A 16,825-nucleotide genomic window follows, 5' to 3' on the forward strand; every position below is an offset into this window, starting at 1 on the left:
CCGGAAATCCTGACGGGAATCAACCACTACTTGTCGGTGATTGTGTGTTTACTCGACTAGATTTCACGTATTGACAGAAGGCCGACCCTGTCCGGCATGATCCGTGTGTCGAGAAAAATAAGCATGTGGTCCGGGGGTAGGGATGGCCTCAGGGCGGCCGGTACTACTGCACCGTGACAAGGAGCTAGAGGTCGTCGACGACGTACTGGCCGGGCTTTCCGATGGGCGGCCCGCCGTACTGGTGATTCAGGGCACCCGGGGAATCGGGAAGACCCGGCTGCTGCACGCGGCGCTGGCGCGCAGGCCGGGTGGAGTGGTCCTGAGCGCCCGGGGTCACGCCGACGAGCGCTCCTTCGCGTTCGGCATCGTCCGTCAGTTGTTCGACCCGATGATGAGCGGCTCGGGACGGGCCGAGCTCGGCGTCCCCGCCGCCGTCCTCGAGGCGAACGTGCACGCGCCCGCGATGACGGCCGTGACGTACGACGGGAGCGCGCCGGGCGTGCCCGCCACGCTGCTCGACGACCTCTACCGGGCCACCCGCTCGCTGACCGCGGGACAGCCGCTCATCATCGCGGTCGACGACCTCAACCATGCCGACCCTCAGTCGGCGCAGTGGTGCTCCTACATCGCCCGGCGGCTCGACGGCCTGCCCATCGCGATGATCCTGACCTGCGACGCGGACGACCGCAGCGCCGGCGAGACGGTCCGGGACATCCTGGCGCTGCCGTACGCGCGGTCGCTGAGGCCCTCAGCGCTGTGCCGGAAATGCGCCGCCACGCTCGTCGAGTCGGCGCTGGGCGCCTCCGTGGACGACGAGATCGTGAGCGCCTGTCACCGCCTCACCAAGGGCAACCCGCTGCTCCTGCTGGAGACGGCGGCACGGCTGGCCGCCGCCGACGTCCTGCCGGACCGCTCGGAGCTGCCCAGGGTGCAGCGGATCGGCGCCATCGCTCTGTCGGAGACCGTCCTCGAATGGCTCGGCGGCAGGTATCCGTCCATCCTCACCCTCCTGCAGAGCCTGGCCATCATCGCGCCGTACGCGGGGCTGGAGACGGCGGCGATGCTGGCCGGGTACGGCGCGGTCGCGGCCGAGGAGGCGGGACAGGCACTCGCGGGGGCGGGCCTGCTGGAGGGCAGCCCCCCGCAGCGGTTCACGCACGACCTCGTCCAGTCGACGATCCTCGCGCGGATGGATCCCCGCGCGCGCGACGAGTTGCACCGGCGGGCGGCCTCGCTGCTGCACCGCCTCGGCTCGCCGCCCAAGCGGTCGGCCCGGCACCTGCTGTCGGCCAGTCCCACCGGTGACCCGTGGGCCGTGTCGGTGCTGCGCGAGGCCGCGCGGGAGGCGGTCTCCGAGAACGCCTGGGAGGACGCGACCCGCTACCTCCACCGGGCACTCGCCACGGCCAAGGGCCAGACCGTTCTCCAGGTGACCGCCGAGCTGGGCGCCGTCGTGGTGCACCTCGACATCCCCGCCTGCCTGCGGCACTTCCGCACCGTGACCGCACTCGCCGACGGCGTCGGCGAGCGGGCCGACTCCCTGGCTCCCTTCGCCACCACCCTGCTCACGCTCAACTCCCCGGAGGCCGCCTCGGCCTTCTGCGACGTCGCCCGCGGTCTCGACGACGACCCGGACGGCCGGCTTCCCGACCGCCGCGAGGTGCTGCTGAGGCTCAGCGCGCAGGCGCTGCTCACCGGCCAGTCGTACGGCTCACGCGCGGCGATGCGCCACCTCGGCACCGGCACCAGCGCCGGAGCACAGGACTACCTCGCCACCGCCGCGCTGTCCGGCGCGGCCAGGGGAAAGCACCGCGAGCGCACCCTGGCCCTGGCCCGGCGCTGCCTCGACGCGGGCGGGCCGATCCCGCCGACGCTGGTCATCGCGCTGCTGTGGGCGGGCCGCGTGGACGAGGCGGCGTACTGGTCGGAGCAGGTGGCCGCCGACGCGCGGGCGCACGCCTCGGTGACCGGGCAGGCCCTCGCCGTCACGCTGCTGTCGGACGTCGCCTACCGCAGGGGGGAGCTGCGCGCGTCGCTGGCGCACGCGCGTGAGGCCATCCTCTTCGCGCGGGCGTCGCACGCCTTCGGACTGCACGCCGCCGCGGTGTCCTGCGCGGCCCGCGCGCTCCTCGAGCGCGACGAACTCGACGTCGCACACGCGCTGTTCGACGAGGTCGCCGCGCGCGAGCCGGTGCATCCCTTCCTGCACGGAGCCCTGCTGGAGGCCCAGGGCCGGGTCTCGATCGCCAGGGGCGACGTACGCGAGGGGCTGCGGGCCCTGCTGGAGGCCGGGCGGCAGCTGCTGTCGGCCGGGGTGGTCAACCCGGCCTGCGGGGGCTGGCGCGGCCAGGCGGCGCTGGCCTACATGCGGCTCGGCCAGCGCGTGACCGCCCGCCGCCTGGCCGAGGAGGAACTGGAGCTGGCCCGGGCCTGGGGCGCCCCCTACGGCATCGGCCGCGCGCTGAGCACCATGAGCACGACCGCCGAGGGTGATCGCCGCCTCGACCTGCTCACCGAGGCGCTGACCGTGCTCGACGGGGCCGAGGGCGGCATGGAACGCCTCCGCGCGATGGTGCGCATGGGCATCGCCCTGCAGGCCGCCGGGGATGCGCGCCGGGCCCACGACACGCTCAGCGAGGCGTACGCGCTCGCCGACGGCCGCGGCGCCGTGCGACTCGCCGCGCTCGCCGAGCGCAGCCTCGCCGGCACCGGCGGACGGCCCCGCGGCGGGCATGCCGGTGGCCCGTCACCGCTGACGGCCGGGGAGATGCGGGTCACCGACCTGGTCCTGCGCGGCTTGAGCAACCTCCAGGTCGCGACGGAGCTGTCCATCAGCAAGCGGACCGTGGACACCCACCTGGCCCGCATCTACCGCAAGCTCGGCATCCACACCCGTGCCGAGCTGGCGGAGATCGTCAAACGGCTGCGCGAACGCCACGCCGGCACGGGCCGGTGGCCCGGCCAGGAGGAATAGGACGCGCCAGCGCTCCGTCACCTCCGGGTCCCTTGACGGGCCGTCGCACGCGTACTAGAACACGTTTCAGATCGATTTCAGGTCGAGCAGGCGTCGACCACACGTACCGCGCCGACAGGGCGATCATCCCTCTTACCAAGGGCAGCCGAACCCGATTAGGTGGATGCATGGAAATCAACCTCGTCGACAAGGACCTTTACACGCGCAGCGGGGTCCCGCACGAGCAACTCCGCTGGCTCAGGGACAACGCGCCCGTCTACTGGCACGAGGGGCAGGACGACTGGCCCGGATTCTGGGCGATCACCAAGCACGCGGACGTCGTCCACGTCTCCCGCCATTCCGATCTGTTCTCCTCGGCCCGCAAGCTGGCGCTGTTCGACGAGATGCCCGAGGAGCAACGCGAGCTCCAGCGCCTGATGATGCTCAACCAGGACCCGCCCGACCACACCCGGCGCCGCTCGCTGGTCAACCGGGGTTTCACCCCGCGCCAGATCGGGCGGCTGGAGGAGCACATCCGCGACATCTGCCACGCGCTGGTGGACGAGGTCCGGGACAAGCCCGAGGTCGACTTCGTGCGGGACATCGCCGCGCCGCTCCCGCTGTACGTGATCTGCGAGCTGCTCGGCGCGCCGGTCGAGGACCGGGACAAGATCTTCGAGTGGTCCAACCGCATGATCGGCAGCGACGACCCCGACTACTCCACCAGCCCGGAGGAGGGGCAGGCCGCCGCCCTCGAGGTCTACTCGTACGCCCACACCCTCGCCGAGGCACGCAGGCAGGAGCCCCGCGACGACATCGTCACCAAGCTGCTGCAGCCCGACGAGGACGGGCAGACGCTGAGCGAGGACGAGTTCGACCTGTTCGTCCTGCTGCTCATCGTGGCGGGCAACGAGACCACCAGGAACGCGGCGTCCGGCGGCATGCTGACCCTCTTCGAGCATCCGGACCAGTGGAAGCGCCTGGTGGACGACCCCTCCCTCGCCAGGACGGCCGCCGACGAGATCGTCCGCTGGGTGTCCCCGGTCAACCTGTTCCGGCGTACGGCCACCGCGGACAGCGAGATCCGCGGCCAGAAGATCGCCGAGGGCGACAAGGTGGTGGTCTTCTACGCGTCGGCCAACCGGGACGCCGACGTGTTCGAGCGGCCCGACGAGTTCGACATCGGCCGCGATCCCAACCCCCAGATCGGGTTCGGCGGGGGCGGGGCGCACTTCTGCCTCGGCAACCACCTGGCCAAGCTGGAGCTTCGGGTGCTGTTCGAGGTGCTGGCCCAGCGCCTGCCCGGCATCCGGCAGGCCGGCGAGGCCAAGCGGCTGAGGTCCAACTTCATCAACGGCATCAAGACGCTGCCCGTCACCCTCGGCTGACGGGCAGCGCCGGCAGCGGGGGCATCGCCCCCGCGTCGCGGGCATGCGTTCCGAAGGGGGATCCATGCGCTCTTCCCGGACGTCGTCCGGCATCACGGTGGTGTGACCCGGTGGACGCCGGCTCAGACGTTGACGATCGTGACGCCCCCGATCTCGGAGATGTGCGCGTCACACTGCGCGGCCGACACGCCGCTGCCGTAGACGATCGATCCTCTGGCGTAGTAGTGGCTGCCGTTGAAGCGGTCGCAGGTGAGCTGGAGATACCACCCCGATCCGGTGCTGTTCCAGCAGTCGGCGGCCACGCGTCCGATGGACAGGTTGTAGCCGAACCGGCAGTTGGCCGGGTCGACGGCGGCCTGGGCGGGCTGGGCGGTCACAGCGAGGACGCTCATCGCACCGATGACGACGGCGGCGGCGCCGGCGCGTGCGCGGATGGCACTGAACATGATCACCTCTCCGTTCTCGACGTGATCCGAACGTATCGGCTCGCTTCTCCGGCGAAGTCTCAAGCGGGTCTCAACCTCCCCGCCTCCGCCCAGGGCGGCTCGCACGTGGTGCCGGCAGTCCTGGAGGAGGCCGCCCGTGGTGTCGTCGCGGCGCTGGGCGAGGCGGGCGCCGAGCACGCGTCGGCGATCGTCAACGTCGTGGGCCCGCTCGGGGTCGGCAAGAGCCGTCTGCTCACGACGCTGTCATCCGGATTCGTCGACCTCGCCCGCACGCCGGCCGGGGCCCACCCCGGCGGGCCCGCACCGCTCGCCATCGACGGCGTCGACACCGGCCGTCGCGCGGAGGCGGCGGCACGTTTCCTGGACGGCGCCGGGCACGGCCGGTTTCTGATCGCCAGCCGGCTGCCCCTGGTCTCGCGGCCCGGGTGGGCGCACAGGCCGCTCGTCACCGTCGAGCTCGGGCCGTGGTCGCCCACGGACATCCGCGGGCTGGCCTCCGCGCTCGGGGTGACCGACCCGGCCTGCGCCGACCTGGTCGTACGGCTCAGCGGCGGGATCCCACTCGTGGCGGACTCACTGTGCCGAGCGATCATGAGAGACGGCGCACCGGGTCCTGAGGGCGCGCTGGCCGACGCGGCCGCCACCGAGGTGCTGCTCCGCCTGGGCGTGGAGGCCCGGGGGATTCCTCCCGGGGCGCTGCCGATCGTGGCCGCCGTCGACGGAGTGGACGAGGATCTCCTCACCGCCCTGACACGGCTGCCGCCCGGGGCCTTCACCCGGTTGAGAGGGTTGAGCGTGATCCGCCCGGACCGTCACGGGCTGACCGTCGCCGAGCCGTACCGCACGCTCTTCGATCTCGCCTATCGCTGGCGTCACCCGGTCCTCCGCGACGACATGGCCGCGCGCGCCGCCGAGCACCGTCACCGTCAACTGGCCCGCACCGCCGACCCACCGCTGCGGGCCCGCCTCGCGGACCAGGTGCTCTATCTGTCGGGAAACCGGCGCGCGCGCCGGGACCTGTACGCCGACGGGCGCGGCGAGTTCTCAGTGCGCCGCGCCGACGCCGGCGACGACGAGACGATCGGCCGCCTGATCCGGTTATGGGGCGACGCCGAGGGCCTGGCGGAACGCCAGGTGGAGCGGATGCGGGATCTGTGGCTCTCCGGCGCCGACCACGGTTTCCATCTCGCGGTGGACACCGACGACCACGCGGTGGGAATGGTCAACCTCACGCCGCTGGATCCGGACGCCGCACCGGCACTGGAGCCGCTGCTCCAGCAGCACGCGGACAGTGTGCTGAACCCCGGACGCTCCGGATCGGTCGTCGGCATGATGGCGGTCGAGCCGGGGTTCGCCCGCGCTCAGCCCGCACTCGTCCGCCACATCCTCACCACGGGGATGGCCGGCGGCCGGCTCGTGGTGTCCACGCCGTGGATCCCCTACCAGGAGATGGCGGCGCGCTTCGGCCTGCGCCGCATGGGCGACACGCGGCACGACGTCTACCGGTGCGGCCGGCCGAGCGCCCTCTACGCCCACACGTTCACGGCGCAGAACCTGCCCGGGTGGCTGCGGCGGATGCAGGACCCTCACTCCGGGGGACCGGACCGGACGGCCGAACTCGTCCGCACCGCGTTGCGGGAGCTCCGCACACGGAATCGGACGGCCGCCTCGGGCCCGCGTCCGGCGCCCGCGCTCGCCGACCTCCTGCGGCAGGCCGTGGAGGCGCTCGCGTCGTCGGCGTCCGCCGTGGACGCCGAAGCCGGACAGATCCTCCGCCTGTACTACCTCACCCGCGCCGGAGGCCACGACCTCCTCGCGCATCGCCTCCACCTGTCCAGGGCCACCTACTTCCGCCGTCTCGAATATGGCATCGGCAAGGTCGCGGAGGCGGTGAGCCGGGCTCTCACTCCGCCGTAGCCCCCATCAGCCCCCTGCCGGGGGTGTCAGGCCCAGGAGGAGTCCTGCTCGGGGTCGCCGCCGTCGGCGAGCAGGCGCAGGTCGGCCTCGACCATCATCCCCACGAGCTCCTCGAACGACACCGTCGGCTCCCAGCCGAGCTGCGTGCGGGCCTTCTTCGGGTCCGCGCACAGCAGGTCGACCTCCGCCGGGCGGTGCAGGGCCGCGTCGCAGACGACGTACCGCTCCCAGTCCAGATCGGCGGCGGCGAACGCCGCCTCGACCAGTTCGCGCACCGAGTGGGTGCGCCCGGTGCCGATGACGTAGTCCTCGGGCTCGGCGGCCGACAGCATCATGTGCATGGCGCGGACGAAGTCGCCGGCGAATCCCCAGTCGCGGCGCGCCTCCAGGTTGCCCAGGCGCAGTTCCGCGGCCATGCCGAGCTTGATCCGCGCGACGCCGAGCGAGACCTTGCGGGTGACGAACTCGGCCCCCCGCCGGGGCGACTCGTGGTTGAACAGGATCCCCGACACCGCGAACATCCCGTACGACTCGCGGTAGTTCTGCGTAAGGAAGTGCCCGTACGCCTTGGCCACGCCGTACGGCGACCTGGGGTGGAAGGGGGTGCGCTCGGTCTGCGGCGTCTCCCTGACCTGGCCGAACATCTCCGAGGACGACGCCTGGTAGAAGCGGATCTGCCCGGCCGCCGAGCCCCGCGAGGCGGTGATCCCCGAGCAGACGCGGATGGCCTCGAGCACGCGGAGCACGCCCATGCCGGTCACCTCGCCGGTCAGCTCGGCCTGCTCCCACGACATCGGCACGAACGAGATCGCGCCCAGGTTGTAGACCTCGTCCGGCTGCACCTTCTCCACGGCCGAGATCAGCGACCCCTGGTCGAGCAGGTCGCCGCGGACCAGCCGTACGTCCTGCAGGAGCCGGCGCACCCGCGGGACGCGGGGGTTGGCCTGCCCCCGGACCAGGCCCCAGACCTCGTATCCCTCGCTCAGCAGGTGTTCCGCGAGATAGGAGCCGTCCTGACCGGTGATGCCGGTGATCAGCGCACGCCTGGCCAACGGATCCTCCTCGTAGCGCCCAACTTGGCCTATGAGAGGCGAATGTACCGCCCTGCCCGGCCGTGTCCTACATATGCACTGCTAGAACGTGTTACACCGAATCTCGTTCGGGTAAGCTAACACCCCAGGTCGGGCAGGGTGACAGTCGATCGAGGACCCTTTCCACCTCACCTACCCCATCTAAGGTCAAATGGTAGTGTTCCTGGCAGCAGCCCCACGGGGCACGGCGGGAAACCGGCTGGAAAGGGGTGCCTCTTGGCGGAGAGGCTGCGAGTCGCGCTGCTGTCCTACCGCAGCAAGCCCACCTGCGGCGGCCAGGGGGTGTACCTGCGCCACATCAGCCGCGAGCTCGTCGCTCTGGGCCACCACGTCGAGGTCTTCTCGGGCCAGCCGTACCCGGAGCTGGACGAGGGCGTGATCCTCAACAAGGTGCCGAGCCTGGACCTCTACCGCGACGAGGACCCGTTCCGCACGCCGAAGCTCGACGAATACCGCGACTGGATCGACGCGCTCGAGGTCGCCACGATGTGGACGGCCGGCTTCCCCGAGCCGCTGACGTTCAGCCTGCGGGCCTACCGCGAGCTGAAGAGGCGGCGGGGCGACTTCGACGTCGTCCAGGACAACCAGACGCTGGGCTACGGCCTGCTCGGCATCAAGAAGCTGCTCCCCGTGGTCGGCACGATCCACCACCCGATCAGCGTGGACCGGCGGATCGAGCTGAAGGCCGCCAAGGGCTGGAAGCGGCTGTCGATGCGCCGCTGGTACGGCTTCGTGCGCATGCAGAGCATCGTGGCGCCGCGGCTCAGCCCGATCCTGACGGTCAGCGAGTCGTCGCTGGCCGACATCCACCGCGACTTCGACGTGCCGCAGTCCAACATGCGGCTGATCCCGCTCGGGGTCGACACGCGGTTCTTCCACCCCCGGCCGGAACTGCCGAAGCGGGACAGTTCGATCGTCGCCGTGGCCAGCGCCGACTCGCCCATGAAGGGCGTGGCGACCCTGCTGCGGGCGGTCGCCAAGCTCGCCACCGAGCGCGAGGTCAACCTCACCGTCGTGAGCAGGCCCACCCCCGGAGGGCCCACGGAACAGCTCGTCAACGAGCTGTCCCTGCACGACCGCGTACGGTTCGTGCACGGCATCCCCGACGAGGAGCTGGCCGAGCTCATCGCCACCTCCGACGTCGCGGTGGTCCCCTCGCTGTACGAGGGGTTCTCGCTGCCGGCCGTCGAGCACATGGCGTGCGGCACGCCGCTGGTCGCCTCGCGTACGGGCGCCCTGCCCGAGGTGGTCGGCGACGCGGCCGTGCAGGTGACGCCGGGCGACCCCGAGGAGCTGGCCGCCGTGCTGCGCCGCCTGCTCGACTCCCCCGAGGAGCGCGCCGAGTTCGGCCGGCGCGGCTACGAGCGCGTCATGGAGCGCTACGCGTGGCCGGTGGTCGCCCGCCGCACGGTCGAGGCCTACCACGAGGCCATCGCCGCCCACACCCCCTCGCGGTGACTCCCCAGAACTGACGAAAGGCAGGCAGCGAGTGCTGACCGTCGACTTCAACCGGCTGCCCGTCGGACCGGGCGACCGTGTCCTCGACCTCGGGGCCGGTGGTGGCCGGCACGCCTTCGAGGTGCTGCGCCGGGGCGCCGACGTGGTCGCCTTCGACATGGACGCCGCCGAGATGGAGAGCGTGGCGGCCATGTTCGCGGCCATGGACAAGGAGGGCGAGGTGCCGGCGGGCGCGACCGGCGACACCGTGGTCGGCGACGCCCTCGACATGCCGTTCCCCGACGCGTCGTTCGACCGCGTCATCGCCGCCGAGGTGCTGGAGCACATCCCCGACGACATGGCCGCGATGCGCGAGATCGTACGCGTGCTGAAGCCGGGCGGCCGGGCCGCGATCACGGTGCCGAGTTTCCTGCCCGAGCGGATCTGCTGGGCCCTGTCGGAGGACTACCACACGGCCCCCGGCGGACATATCCGGATTTATACGTTGGCGGAGCTCCAGGCGAAGCTGAAGGCCTCCGGGCTCGATGTCGGCGGCCACCACTACGCCCACGGCCTGCACTCGCCGTACTGGTGGATCAAGTGCGCGGTCGGGGTGAACGACGACGGGCACCCGCTGGCCAAGGCCTACCACGAGCTTCTCGTCTGGGACATCATGAAGCGCCCCCTCGCCACCCGGCTGGCCGAGGCCGTGCTCAACCCCCTGATCGGCAAGAGCGTGGTGGTCTACGTCCGGAAGCCCGCATGAGGCGGCTGCCGGACGTTTCGGGAATCATCACCCCAGAGCAGGTCGTCCGTACGGCCGAGAGCATCGCCGCGATCCAGGACGAGCAGGGTGGCGTGCCCTGGCCCGAGGGCCACATCGACGCGTGGAACCACATCGAGTGCCTGATGGCGCTGACCGTCGCCGGGCTGCGCGAGGAGGCCCGCAAGGGCTACGACTGGCTCGTACGGCACCAGCGACCGGACGGCTCCTGGCCGATGAAGGTGCGCGACGGCGAGCCCGCCGAGGCGGCCGGGGAGTCCAACCATGCGGCGTACATCGCGGTGGGGGTCTGGCACGACCTGCTGGTGACCGGCGACGAGGACTTCGCCCGGTCGATGTGGCCGGTGGTGACCCGGGCCCTCGACTTCGTCATCGGCCTGCAGACCGCGCGCGGCGAGGTGCTGTGGCAGCGCGACGCCGAGGGCCGTCCGGCGGAGTACGCCCTGCTCACCGGATCCTCCTCCATTTACCAGGGCCTGCGGTGCGGGGCGCTGCTCGCCGAACGGCTGGGCGACCCGCAGCCCGACTGGGAGCTCGCCGCCGACCAGCTCGGCCACGTGATCGCCGACCACCCGGAGGCGTTCGCCGACAAGAGCCGGTTCTCGATGGACTGGTACTACCCCGTGCTCGGCGGCGCCGTACGCGGCGCGGCGGCGGTCCGGCGCCTCGACCTGGAGTGGGACACCTTCGTCGTGCCCGGCCTCGGCGCGCGCTGCGTCTCCGACCAGCCCTGGGTGACCGGCGCGGAGTCGTGCGAACTGGTGCTCGCGCTCGACGCCGCCGGGTTACGGGAGCGCGCGCTGGCGGTGTTCGCCGACATGCAGCACCTGCGCCACGAGGACGGTTCCTACTGGACCGGATGGCAGTTCGTGAACGAGCGGCACTTCCCCGACGAGCGGTCGGGCTACACGGCCGCCGCGGTGGTGCTCGCCGCGGACGCCCTCGCCCGCGCGACCCCCGGCTCGGGGATCTTCCGCGACGCCGGCGGCCGGGAGGCCCGCATCACCGGCGAGTGCGGCTGCGAGCGCGCCCGCGCCTGACAAGCCGGCCGCACGCGGCTGTCAGCCGTCGAAGCGGCTGCGAGAGGCCTCGATGTCACCGAGGTACCGGTGGGTCCAGTCGCACATTCCGTCGACGACCGCCCGCAGAGCGCGGCCCGGCTCGGTGAGGGTGTAGTCGACCCGCGGCGGCACGGTGGGGTGCACGGTCCGCTCGACCAGGCCGTTGCGCTCCAGCATGCGCAGATTCTGGGTGAGCATCTTGTGGCTGACGCCCTCGATCTCGTCGCGCAACTCGCTGAAGCGCCGGGTGCGATCGCCGATGGATTCGATGATCAGCAACGCCCACTTGTTCGCGATGTCCGAGAAGATCTCCCGCGCCAGAGAGTCCGCGCGCGTCAGGTCCGCTTCCTCCGGCGAGCCGCTGAACTGCTTGGTCACCATGAGGTTCCCCTGTCACTGAAAAGTGCGTTCTTCCTTGTCAGCCGCCACTCTCCTACAGTTCCTCAGTAACCACAAGAGACTATAGAGGAGGTGGCAGCATGGCCATCACCCTGCTGAACCCCATGGGACTCCCCGAGATCGACGCCTACCGGCAGGTGTCGGTCGCGACCGGGTCGAAGCTGGTCTTCGTCGCCGGACAGGTCGCCTGGGACGCCGACGGGGTCACGGTCGGCGAAGGCGACCTCGCCGCCCAGGTCGAGCAGTGCTACCTCAACGTCGCCACCGCTCTGGCCGGGGCCGGCGCTTCCTTCGACGACGTGGCGAAACTGACCGTCTACGTCGTCGACTGGGCTCCCGCCAAGATGCCGCTGTTCCTGGAGGGGGTCGCCCGGGCCTCCGCGAAGCTGGGGGTCACCCCGGTGCCGCCCGGCACGCTGCTGGGCGTCGCCGCGCTGGACGTACCCGAGCATCTGGTCGAGGTCGAGGCCGTCGCGGTCGTCGGCTGAACGCGTGCCGGGACGCTCCGTCAGAGGCGTTCCAGCACGCGGAGCGACCCGGTCACGCGCACCTCGCGGAAGGCGCCCGACTCCAGCGCGCGCCGGTAGACCCGGTACGGCGCCTGCCCGCCTTCGGCCGGGTCGGGGTAGATGTCGTGGAAGACCAGCGCGCCGCCCTTCATCACGTGCGGCGCCCACCCCTCGTAGTCGGCCGTCACCGGCTCCTCCGAGTGGGCGCCGTCGATAAACAGCACGGCCAGCGGGGTCGACCAGTGACGGGCGACCGTCGCCGAGGCGCCCACGATCGCGATCACCTCGTCCTCCAGGCCGGCGGCGGCGATCGTGTCCCGGAAGAACGGTAGCGAGTCCATCCGCCCGGTCCTCGGGTCCACCAGCTCGGGATCGTGGTGCGGCCAGCCCGGCTGGATCTCCTCCGATCCCCTGTGGTGGTCCACCGTGAAGACCACCGTGCCCGCCCGCCGCGCCCCGGCGCCCAGGTAGATCGCCGACTTGCCGCAGTACGTACCGATCTCGCAGATCGGGCCGCGGGAGCCGTACGCGCAGGCGATCTCGTAGAGCGCCTCGCCCTCGGCGGGCGGCATGAAACCGCGCGCCTCCTCGGCGGCGCGGCGCAGGTCGTCGGGCATCGGAGTCAGCATGAGGCGCACCCTACCCAACGACCCGAATGATGTTCGGCCTGCCCCTTGTCCGCCCTGATGCAACGTGTTCTACTTTGCTTCGTGAACCAGCGCGCCCGTATCGCGATGAGCGAGGAAGAGATCGCCGGGCTCCTGCGGGACGCCCGCAAGCTCCAGCTCGGCACGATCAACCCGGACGGCACGCCCCACCTGGTCACGATGTTCTACGGGCTGGACGACGGCCGCGTCACGTTCTGGACGTACGGCAAGTCGCAGAAGGCCCGCAACATCGAGCGCGATCCTCGGGTGAGCTGCCTGATCGAGACCGGGGAGGAGTACGCGCAGCTGCGCGGCGTGCTCGTCTACGGGAAGGCGCGACCGATCGACGACCCCGCGGCCGTCCTGGAGATCGGCCTGGACGTCACCCGGCGGATGACCGGCATGCCCGTCGACGGCCCCGAGGCGCGGGGCTACGTCGAGCACACCGCGCGCAAGCGCGTGGCCTACGTGGTCGAGCCGGTTCGCGTCGTCTCCTGGGACCACCGCAAGCTCGGCGATAGCGTGTGAACTCCAGCGTGACGTGACGCCCAGGAGGAGGACGCGCCATGAAGATCAAGGTCGATTACGACGTGTGCGAGGCCAACGCCGTCTGCATGGGCCTGGCACCGGAGGTCTTCGAAGTCGACGACGAGGACAACCTCCACGTGCTGATGCCCGAGCCGCCCGCCGAACTGCTCGACCGGGTCCGCCACGCGGTCCGGTCCTGCCCCAAGGCCGCGCTGTCGCTCGACGACGAGTGACCGCGCGGAACTCCACCCCCGGAAACACCAGGAGGTCCCCATGCGCGGCGCGCTTCTGCACGCGGTCGGCGACGAAAAGCTCGACATCAGAGACGACTTCACGCTGACGCCGGTGGGCCCGGGTGACGTCCGGGTGCGGGTCAGGGCCACCGGCGTCTGCCACTCCGACCTCTCGGTGCTCACCGGGATGCTTCCGCAGCCGCTCCCGATCATTCCCGGCCACGAGGGTGCGGGCGAGGTCGTCGAGGTGGGCGACGGCGTGACCACCGTGCAGCCGGGCGACCACGTCATCATCAACTGGACGCCCGCCTGCGGCGACTGCCCGAGCTGCAACGTCGGTCAGCCGAACCTCTGCATGACGTACATGATGAAGAGCTTCACCGAGCCCCGCTTCCGGTTCGGCGGCGAGACCCCGGCGTTCGGCATGGCCGGGTGCGGCACCTGGGCCGAGGAGATCATCGTGCCGTGGCAGGGCGCGATCAAGGTCGACCCGGACGTGCCGTACGAGGCGGCGGCGCTGATCGGCTGCGGCATCACGACGGGCGTCGGCGCGGTGCTCAACACCGCGAAGGTGCGCCCCGGCGCGACCGTGGCGGTCGTCGGCTGCGGCGGCGTCGGCCTGTCGGTGATCCAGGGCGCGCGCATCTCCGGCGCGACCACGATCCTCGCGATCGACCCGCTGGAGTCCAAGCACGCGCTCGCGAAGAAGGTGGGCGCCACCCACGCCTGCACCCCCGACCAGCTCATGGACGCCATCGGCACGCTCACCGGCGGCCAGGGCTTCGACCACGGCTTCGAGGTGGTCGGCAAGTCGGCCGCCATCATGACGGCCTGGCAGGCGACGCGGCGCGGCGGCGACGTCATCGTCGTCGGCGCGGGCGCCATGGACGACCAGGTGCCGCTGACCGCCTTCTCCCTGCTGTTCGAGGGCAAGAACATCCTCAGCTCGCTGTACGGCGACGCCGACGTCCGCCGGGACTTCCCGCGCTTCGTGAACCTCTACAAGGCGGGCAAGCTCGACCTGGAGAGCATGATCAGCTCCCGGATCAGGATCGGCGACCTGAACGAGGCCGTCGCCGCCCTGCGCGGCGGCGAGGTGCTCCGGCAGATCGTCCTGTTCGACTGACACCTCCTCCGCCGGAGATCTCCCTGCGTGCGGGGATATCTCCGGCGGACCCGGGTAGCCAGACCGGCGTCATGCAGACGTTCCTGCCGTACCCGGACTTCTCGGCCACCGCCCGCGTCCTCGACCCGCTCCGCCTCGGCAAGCAGCGGGTCGAGGCCCTGCAGGTCCTGCGTACGCTCACCGTCCCCGGGTACGGCTGGCGGCACCATCCGGTGGCGCACATGTGGGCCGGCTACGAGGAGGCGCTGGTCCGCTACGGCCTGGAGATCGTCGCGGCCTGGTGCGACCTGGGCCGGGCCGACACCTGCGCCGGGACGATGAGCAGGGAGCTGCTCGAGTGCCGGGGCATCGGGACACCCCGAACCCAGACGGCCCTCGCGGAGGCGGGCGAACTGCCGCCGTGGCTCGGCGACCACGCCCTCCACCTCAGTCACCGCTCGGCCCTGCTGCGCAAGGATCCGGACTTCTACGGCCCGAAGTTCCCCGGCGACCCCGACGACCTTCCCTACGTCTGGCCCGACTCCGACCGCGTCAACGCCCTGCTCCCACCCCGCCGTACCCTCTAGCACCCGGGCAGGCCTGTAGATTGCATCTACGTAGATGTCATCTACATAAGGAGTGCGGTGGGCGCGGTTCCTTTCATCGGCCGGCGGCGAGAGCTGGCCGCCCTGACCAAGCGCCTCGACCGGGTGAGCCGGACGGGCGCCGGCTCCGCCATGGCCATCAGGGGACGCAGGCAGGTCGGCAAGTCCCGGCTCGTTCAGGAGTTCTGCGACAGGGCAGGGGTGCCGTACCTCTTCTTCACCGCCACGAAGGGGATGTCGCCGGTTGAGGCGGTCGCGGAGTTCTGCGCCGAACTCAGGGAGTCGTGCCTACCCGCCGATCCCGAGCAGGTCGTCCGCGTCACCAGTGGAAGCTGGCCGGAGGCGTTTCGCGTGCTGCACGCGGCGATCCCGCCGACCCCCTCCATCGTCGTCGTCGACGAGATGCCCTGGCTGACGGAACAGGACGACCTGTTCGACGGCGCGCTGCAGACGGCCTGGGACAGACTCCTGTCCGTCAAGCCCGTTCTCCTGCTCCTGCTCGGCAGCGATCTGCACATGATGGAGCGGCTGACCGCCTACGACCGGCCGTTTTACGGGCGGGCCGACACCATGGCACTCGACCCGCTCGATCCCGCGGAGACCGCCGGGGCACTGGGCCTGACCGGAGGCGATGCGATCGACGCGTACCTCGCCAGCGGGGGGCTGCCCGGGGTCCTGCGTGCCTGGCCGCACGGCACTCCCCCGATGGAGTTCATCCGGCAGGAGTGCGAGGACCCCGCGTCCGCCCTCTTCGGCGTACCCGAATCCGTCCTTCTCGCCGAGTTCCCCTCGCCCGACCAGGCCCGCCGGGTGCTGGAAGCGGTCGGCAGCGGCGACAGGACCCACGCCGCCATCGCCGCGACGGCGGGCGGACGCGAGGGTCCGTTGCAGTCCGGGTCGCTCTCCCCTCTCCTGCGCAGGCTCACCGGCGAGAAGCGCGTCCTGGCGATGGACGAACCGCTGTCCGTCCAGCCGGGGAAGCCGGCGCTGTACCGCATACGGGACCACAACCTGCGGATGTACCTCGGCGTCCTGCGCGCCGCGGCGGAACACTCCCGTCGGGGACGCCCCGACCTCGCCTTCCGGCTCGTACGGCGACGCTGGGCGAGTCTGCGCGGCCGGGCCGTCGAACCGGTCGTCAGACAGGCCCTGGGCATGGCCGCCGCGGCGGGAGAGCTGCCCTGGCCGGACGCGGAGGCCGTCGGCGGCTGGTGGAACCGCCGGTTCTCCCCGGAGGTGGACCTGGTCGGCGCGGACCGGGCGCCGGTGGCACGGCGGGTGCTGTTCGCGGGTTCGATCAAGTGGCTCGGCACGCCGTTCGACGGCCACGACCTGGCCGCACTGCGCCGCGACGCCGTACAGGTGCCGGGGTTCGACCCGGAGGCGGGCGGCCTCGCGGTGGTGTCACTGTCCGGAATCCGGCCCGACGTGGAGGGCGTCGGCCTGGCGTGGAACGCCGGCGACGTGGTCGCGGCGTGGGGATGAGGACATGACGAAGGGCCGGGCCGCGCGGGTGCGCGACCCGGCCCCGGGCCTCACGGGAGCTGGGGAGAGTGGTCAGCTCTCGGAGGAGAAGGCGGCGTCGAAGGCGGCGTCGGGTGGGGTGATGGCGTTGAGGGAGCGGATGTAGGCGAGGGATTCGGGTGCGCCGTGCAGCCGGTCCATGCCCGCGTCCTCCCACTCGATGGAGATGGGGCCGTCGTAGCCGATGTGGTTGAGTGC

16 protein-coding genes and 1 pseudogene are annotated in these 16,825 nt (G+C 71.4%); 12 read left to right on the plus strand and 5 right to left on the minus strand.

The genetic code is table 11. The features are described 5' to 3' along the window. Positions 1-142 precede the first annotated feature (142 nt). Both HHX30_RS24460 and HHX30_RS24465 read left to right on the plus strand, forming a co-directional pair. Positions 143-2,974, plus strand: a complete 2,832-nt coding sequence (locus tag HHX30_RS24460; protein WP_169984303.1) for an AAA family ATPase — start codon at positions 143-145, stop codon at positions 2,972-2,974. A gap of 167 nt (positions 2,975-3,141) precedes the next feature. Continuing rightward, positions 3,142-4,341 (plus strand): cytochrome P450, encoded by a 1,200-nt coding sequence (locus HHX30_RS24465; RefSeq protein ID WP_169984304.1) that lies wholly within the window; start codon positions 3,142-3,144, stop codon positions 4,339-4,341. Positions 4,342-4,463: 122 nt separating this feature from the next. On the opposite strand, the gene HHX30_RS24470 is transcribed toward HHX30_RS24465, so the two are convergent. Continuing rightward, positions 4,464-4,787 carry a hypothetical protein gene (locus tag HHX30_RS24470; protein ID WP_169984305.1) on the minus strand — a complete coding sequence of 108 codons (324 nt, stop codon included), beginning with the start codon at positions 4,785-4,787 and terminating at the stop codon, positions 4,464-4,466. 105 nt (positions 4,788-4,892) lie between these two features. On the opposite strand from HHX30_RS24470, the gene HHX30_RS24475 reads away from it, so the two are divergent. Continuing rightward, on the plus strand, positions 4,893-6,704 hold the full coding sequence (locus HHX30_RS24475; RefSeq protein WP_169984306.1) for a hypothetical protein: 1,812 nt from the start codon (positions 4,893-4,895) through the stop codon (positions 6,702-6,704). A gap of 26 nt (positions 6,705-6,730) precedes the next feature. Here the strand turns inward: HHX30_RS24475 and HHX30_RS24480 are convergent, their stop codons facing one another. Next, positions 6,731-7,756, minus strand: coding sequence for a GDP-mannose 4,6-dehydratase (locus HHX30_RS24480; protein WP_169984307.1), 1,026 nt, complete (start codon positions 7,754-7,756; stop codon positions 6,731-6,733). A gap of 255 nt (positions 7,757-8,011) precedes the next feature. On the opposite strand from HHX30_RS24480, the gene HHX30_RS24485 reads away from it, so the two are divergent. The 3 genes from HHX30_RS24485 to HHX30_RS24495 are packed head-to-tail and all read left to right on the plus strand — an operon-like array spanning position 8,012 to position 11,056. Then, entirely contained in the window at positions 8,012-9,253 is a 1,242-nt protein-coding gene (locus HHX30_RS24485; RefSeq protein WP_169984308.1) for a glycosyltransferase family 4 protein, read from the plus strand. A 31-nt stretch (positions 9,254-9,284) separates the two neighbouring features. Continuing rightward, positions 9,285-9,998, plus strand: a complete 714-nt coding sequence (locus tag HHX30_RS24490; protein ID WP_310741983.1) for a methyltransferase domain-containing protein — start codon at positions 9,285-9,287, stop codon at positions 9,996-9,998. Beyond that, on the plus strand, positions 9,995-11,056 hold the full coding sequence (locus HHX30_RS24495) for a prenyltransferase (protein ID WP_169984309.1): 1,062 nt from the start codon (positions 9,995-9,997) through the stop codon (positions 11,054-11,056). The genes HHX30_RS24490 and HHX30_RS24495 overlap by 4 nt, the downstream gene beginning before the upstream one ends. 21 nt (positions 11,057-11,077) lie before the next feature. Here HHX30_RS24495 and HHX30_RS24500 read toward each other — a convergent pair whose 3' ends face one another. Next, positions 11,078-11,458: a helix-turn-helix domain-containing protein gene (locus tag HHX30_RS24500; protein WP_169984310.1), complete on the minus strand. Its 381-nt coding sequence runs from the start codon at positions 11,456-11,458 to the stop codon at positions 11,078-11,080. Positions 11,459-11,556: 98 nt separating this feature from the next. Between HHX30_RS24500 and HHX30_RS24505 the strand changes: the two genes are divergently transcribed. Further along, the gene (locus HHX30_RS24505) at positions 11,557-11,964 is read left to right on the plus strand and encodes a RidA family protein (protein ID WP_169984311.1); all 408 of its coding nucleotides are present in this window, start codon (positions 11,557-11,559) and stop codon (positions 11,962-11,964) included. Positions 11,965-11,984: 20 nt separating this feature from the next. On the opposite strand, the gene HHX30_RS24510 is transcribed toward HHX30_RS24505, so the two are convergent. Next, positions 11,985-12,614: a class I SAM-dependent methyltransferase gene (locus tag HHX30_RS24510; RefSeq protein ID WP_249350372.1), complete on the minus strand. Its 630-nt coding sequence runs from the start codon at positions 12,612-12,614 to the stop codon at positions 11,985-11,987. 81 nt (positions 12,615-12,695) lie between these two features. Here HHX30_RS24510 and HHX30_RS24515 point away from each other — a divergent pair, with 81 nt between their 5' ends. From HHX30_RS24515 to HHX30_RS24535, 5 genes are all read left to right on the plus strand, one after another. Beyond that, positions 12,696-13,160: a pyridoxamine 5'-phosphate oxidase family protein gene (locus tag HHX30_RS24515; protein ID WP_169984312.1), complete on the plus strand. Its 465-nt coding sequence runs from the start codon at positions 12,696-12,698 to the stop codon at positions 13,158-13,160. Positions 13,161-13,198: 38 nt separating this feature from the next. Next, on the plus strand, positions 13,199-13,393 hold the full coding sequence (locus tag HHX30_RS24520) for a ferredoxin (protein WP_169984313.1): 195 nt from the start codon (positions 13,199-13,201) through the stop codon (positions 13,391-13,393). Positions 13,394-13,433: 40 nt separating this feature from the next. Continuing rightward, positions 13,434-14,519: a Zn-dependent alcohol dehydrogenase gene (locus HHX30_RS24525; protein WP_169984314.1), complete on the plus strand. Its 1,086-nt coding sequence runs from the start codon at positions 13,434-13,436 to the stop codon at positions 14,517-14,519. A 71-nt stretch (positions 14,520-14,590) separates the two neighbouring features. Continuing rightward, positions 14,591-15,085 carry an MSMEG_6728 family protein gene (locus HHX30_RS24530; protein ID WP_169984315.1) on the plus strand — a complete coding sequence of 165 codons (495 nt, stop codon included), beginning with the start codon at positions 14,591-14,593 and terminating at the stop codon, positions 15,083-15,085. A gap of 57 nt (positions 15,086-15,142) precedes the next feature. Then, positions 15,143-16,588: an ATP-binding protein gene (locus HHX30_RS24535; protein ID WP_211592443.1), complete on the plus strand. Its 1,446-nt coding sequence runs from the start codon at positions 15,143-15,145 to the stop codon at positions 16,586-16,588. A 72-nt stretch (positions 16,589-16,660) separates the two neighbouring features. On the opposite strand, the pseudogene HHX30_RS24540 reads toward HHX30_RS24535, so the two are convergent. Beyond that, positions 16,661-16,825: pseudogene (locus HHX30_RS24540) on the minus strand (sugar phosphate isomerase/epimerase); the annotation flags it as partial.

Source organism: Microbispora sp. H10836, assembly GCF_012999525.1.
GTDB lineage: Bacteria > Actinomycetota > Actinomycetes > Streptosporangiales > Streptosporangiaceae > Microbispora.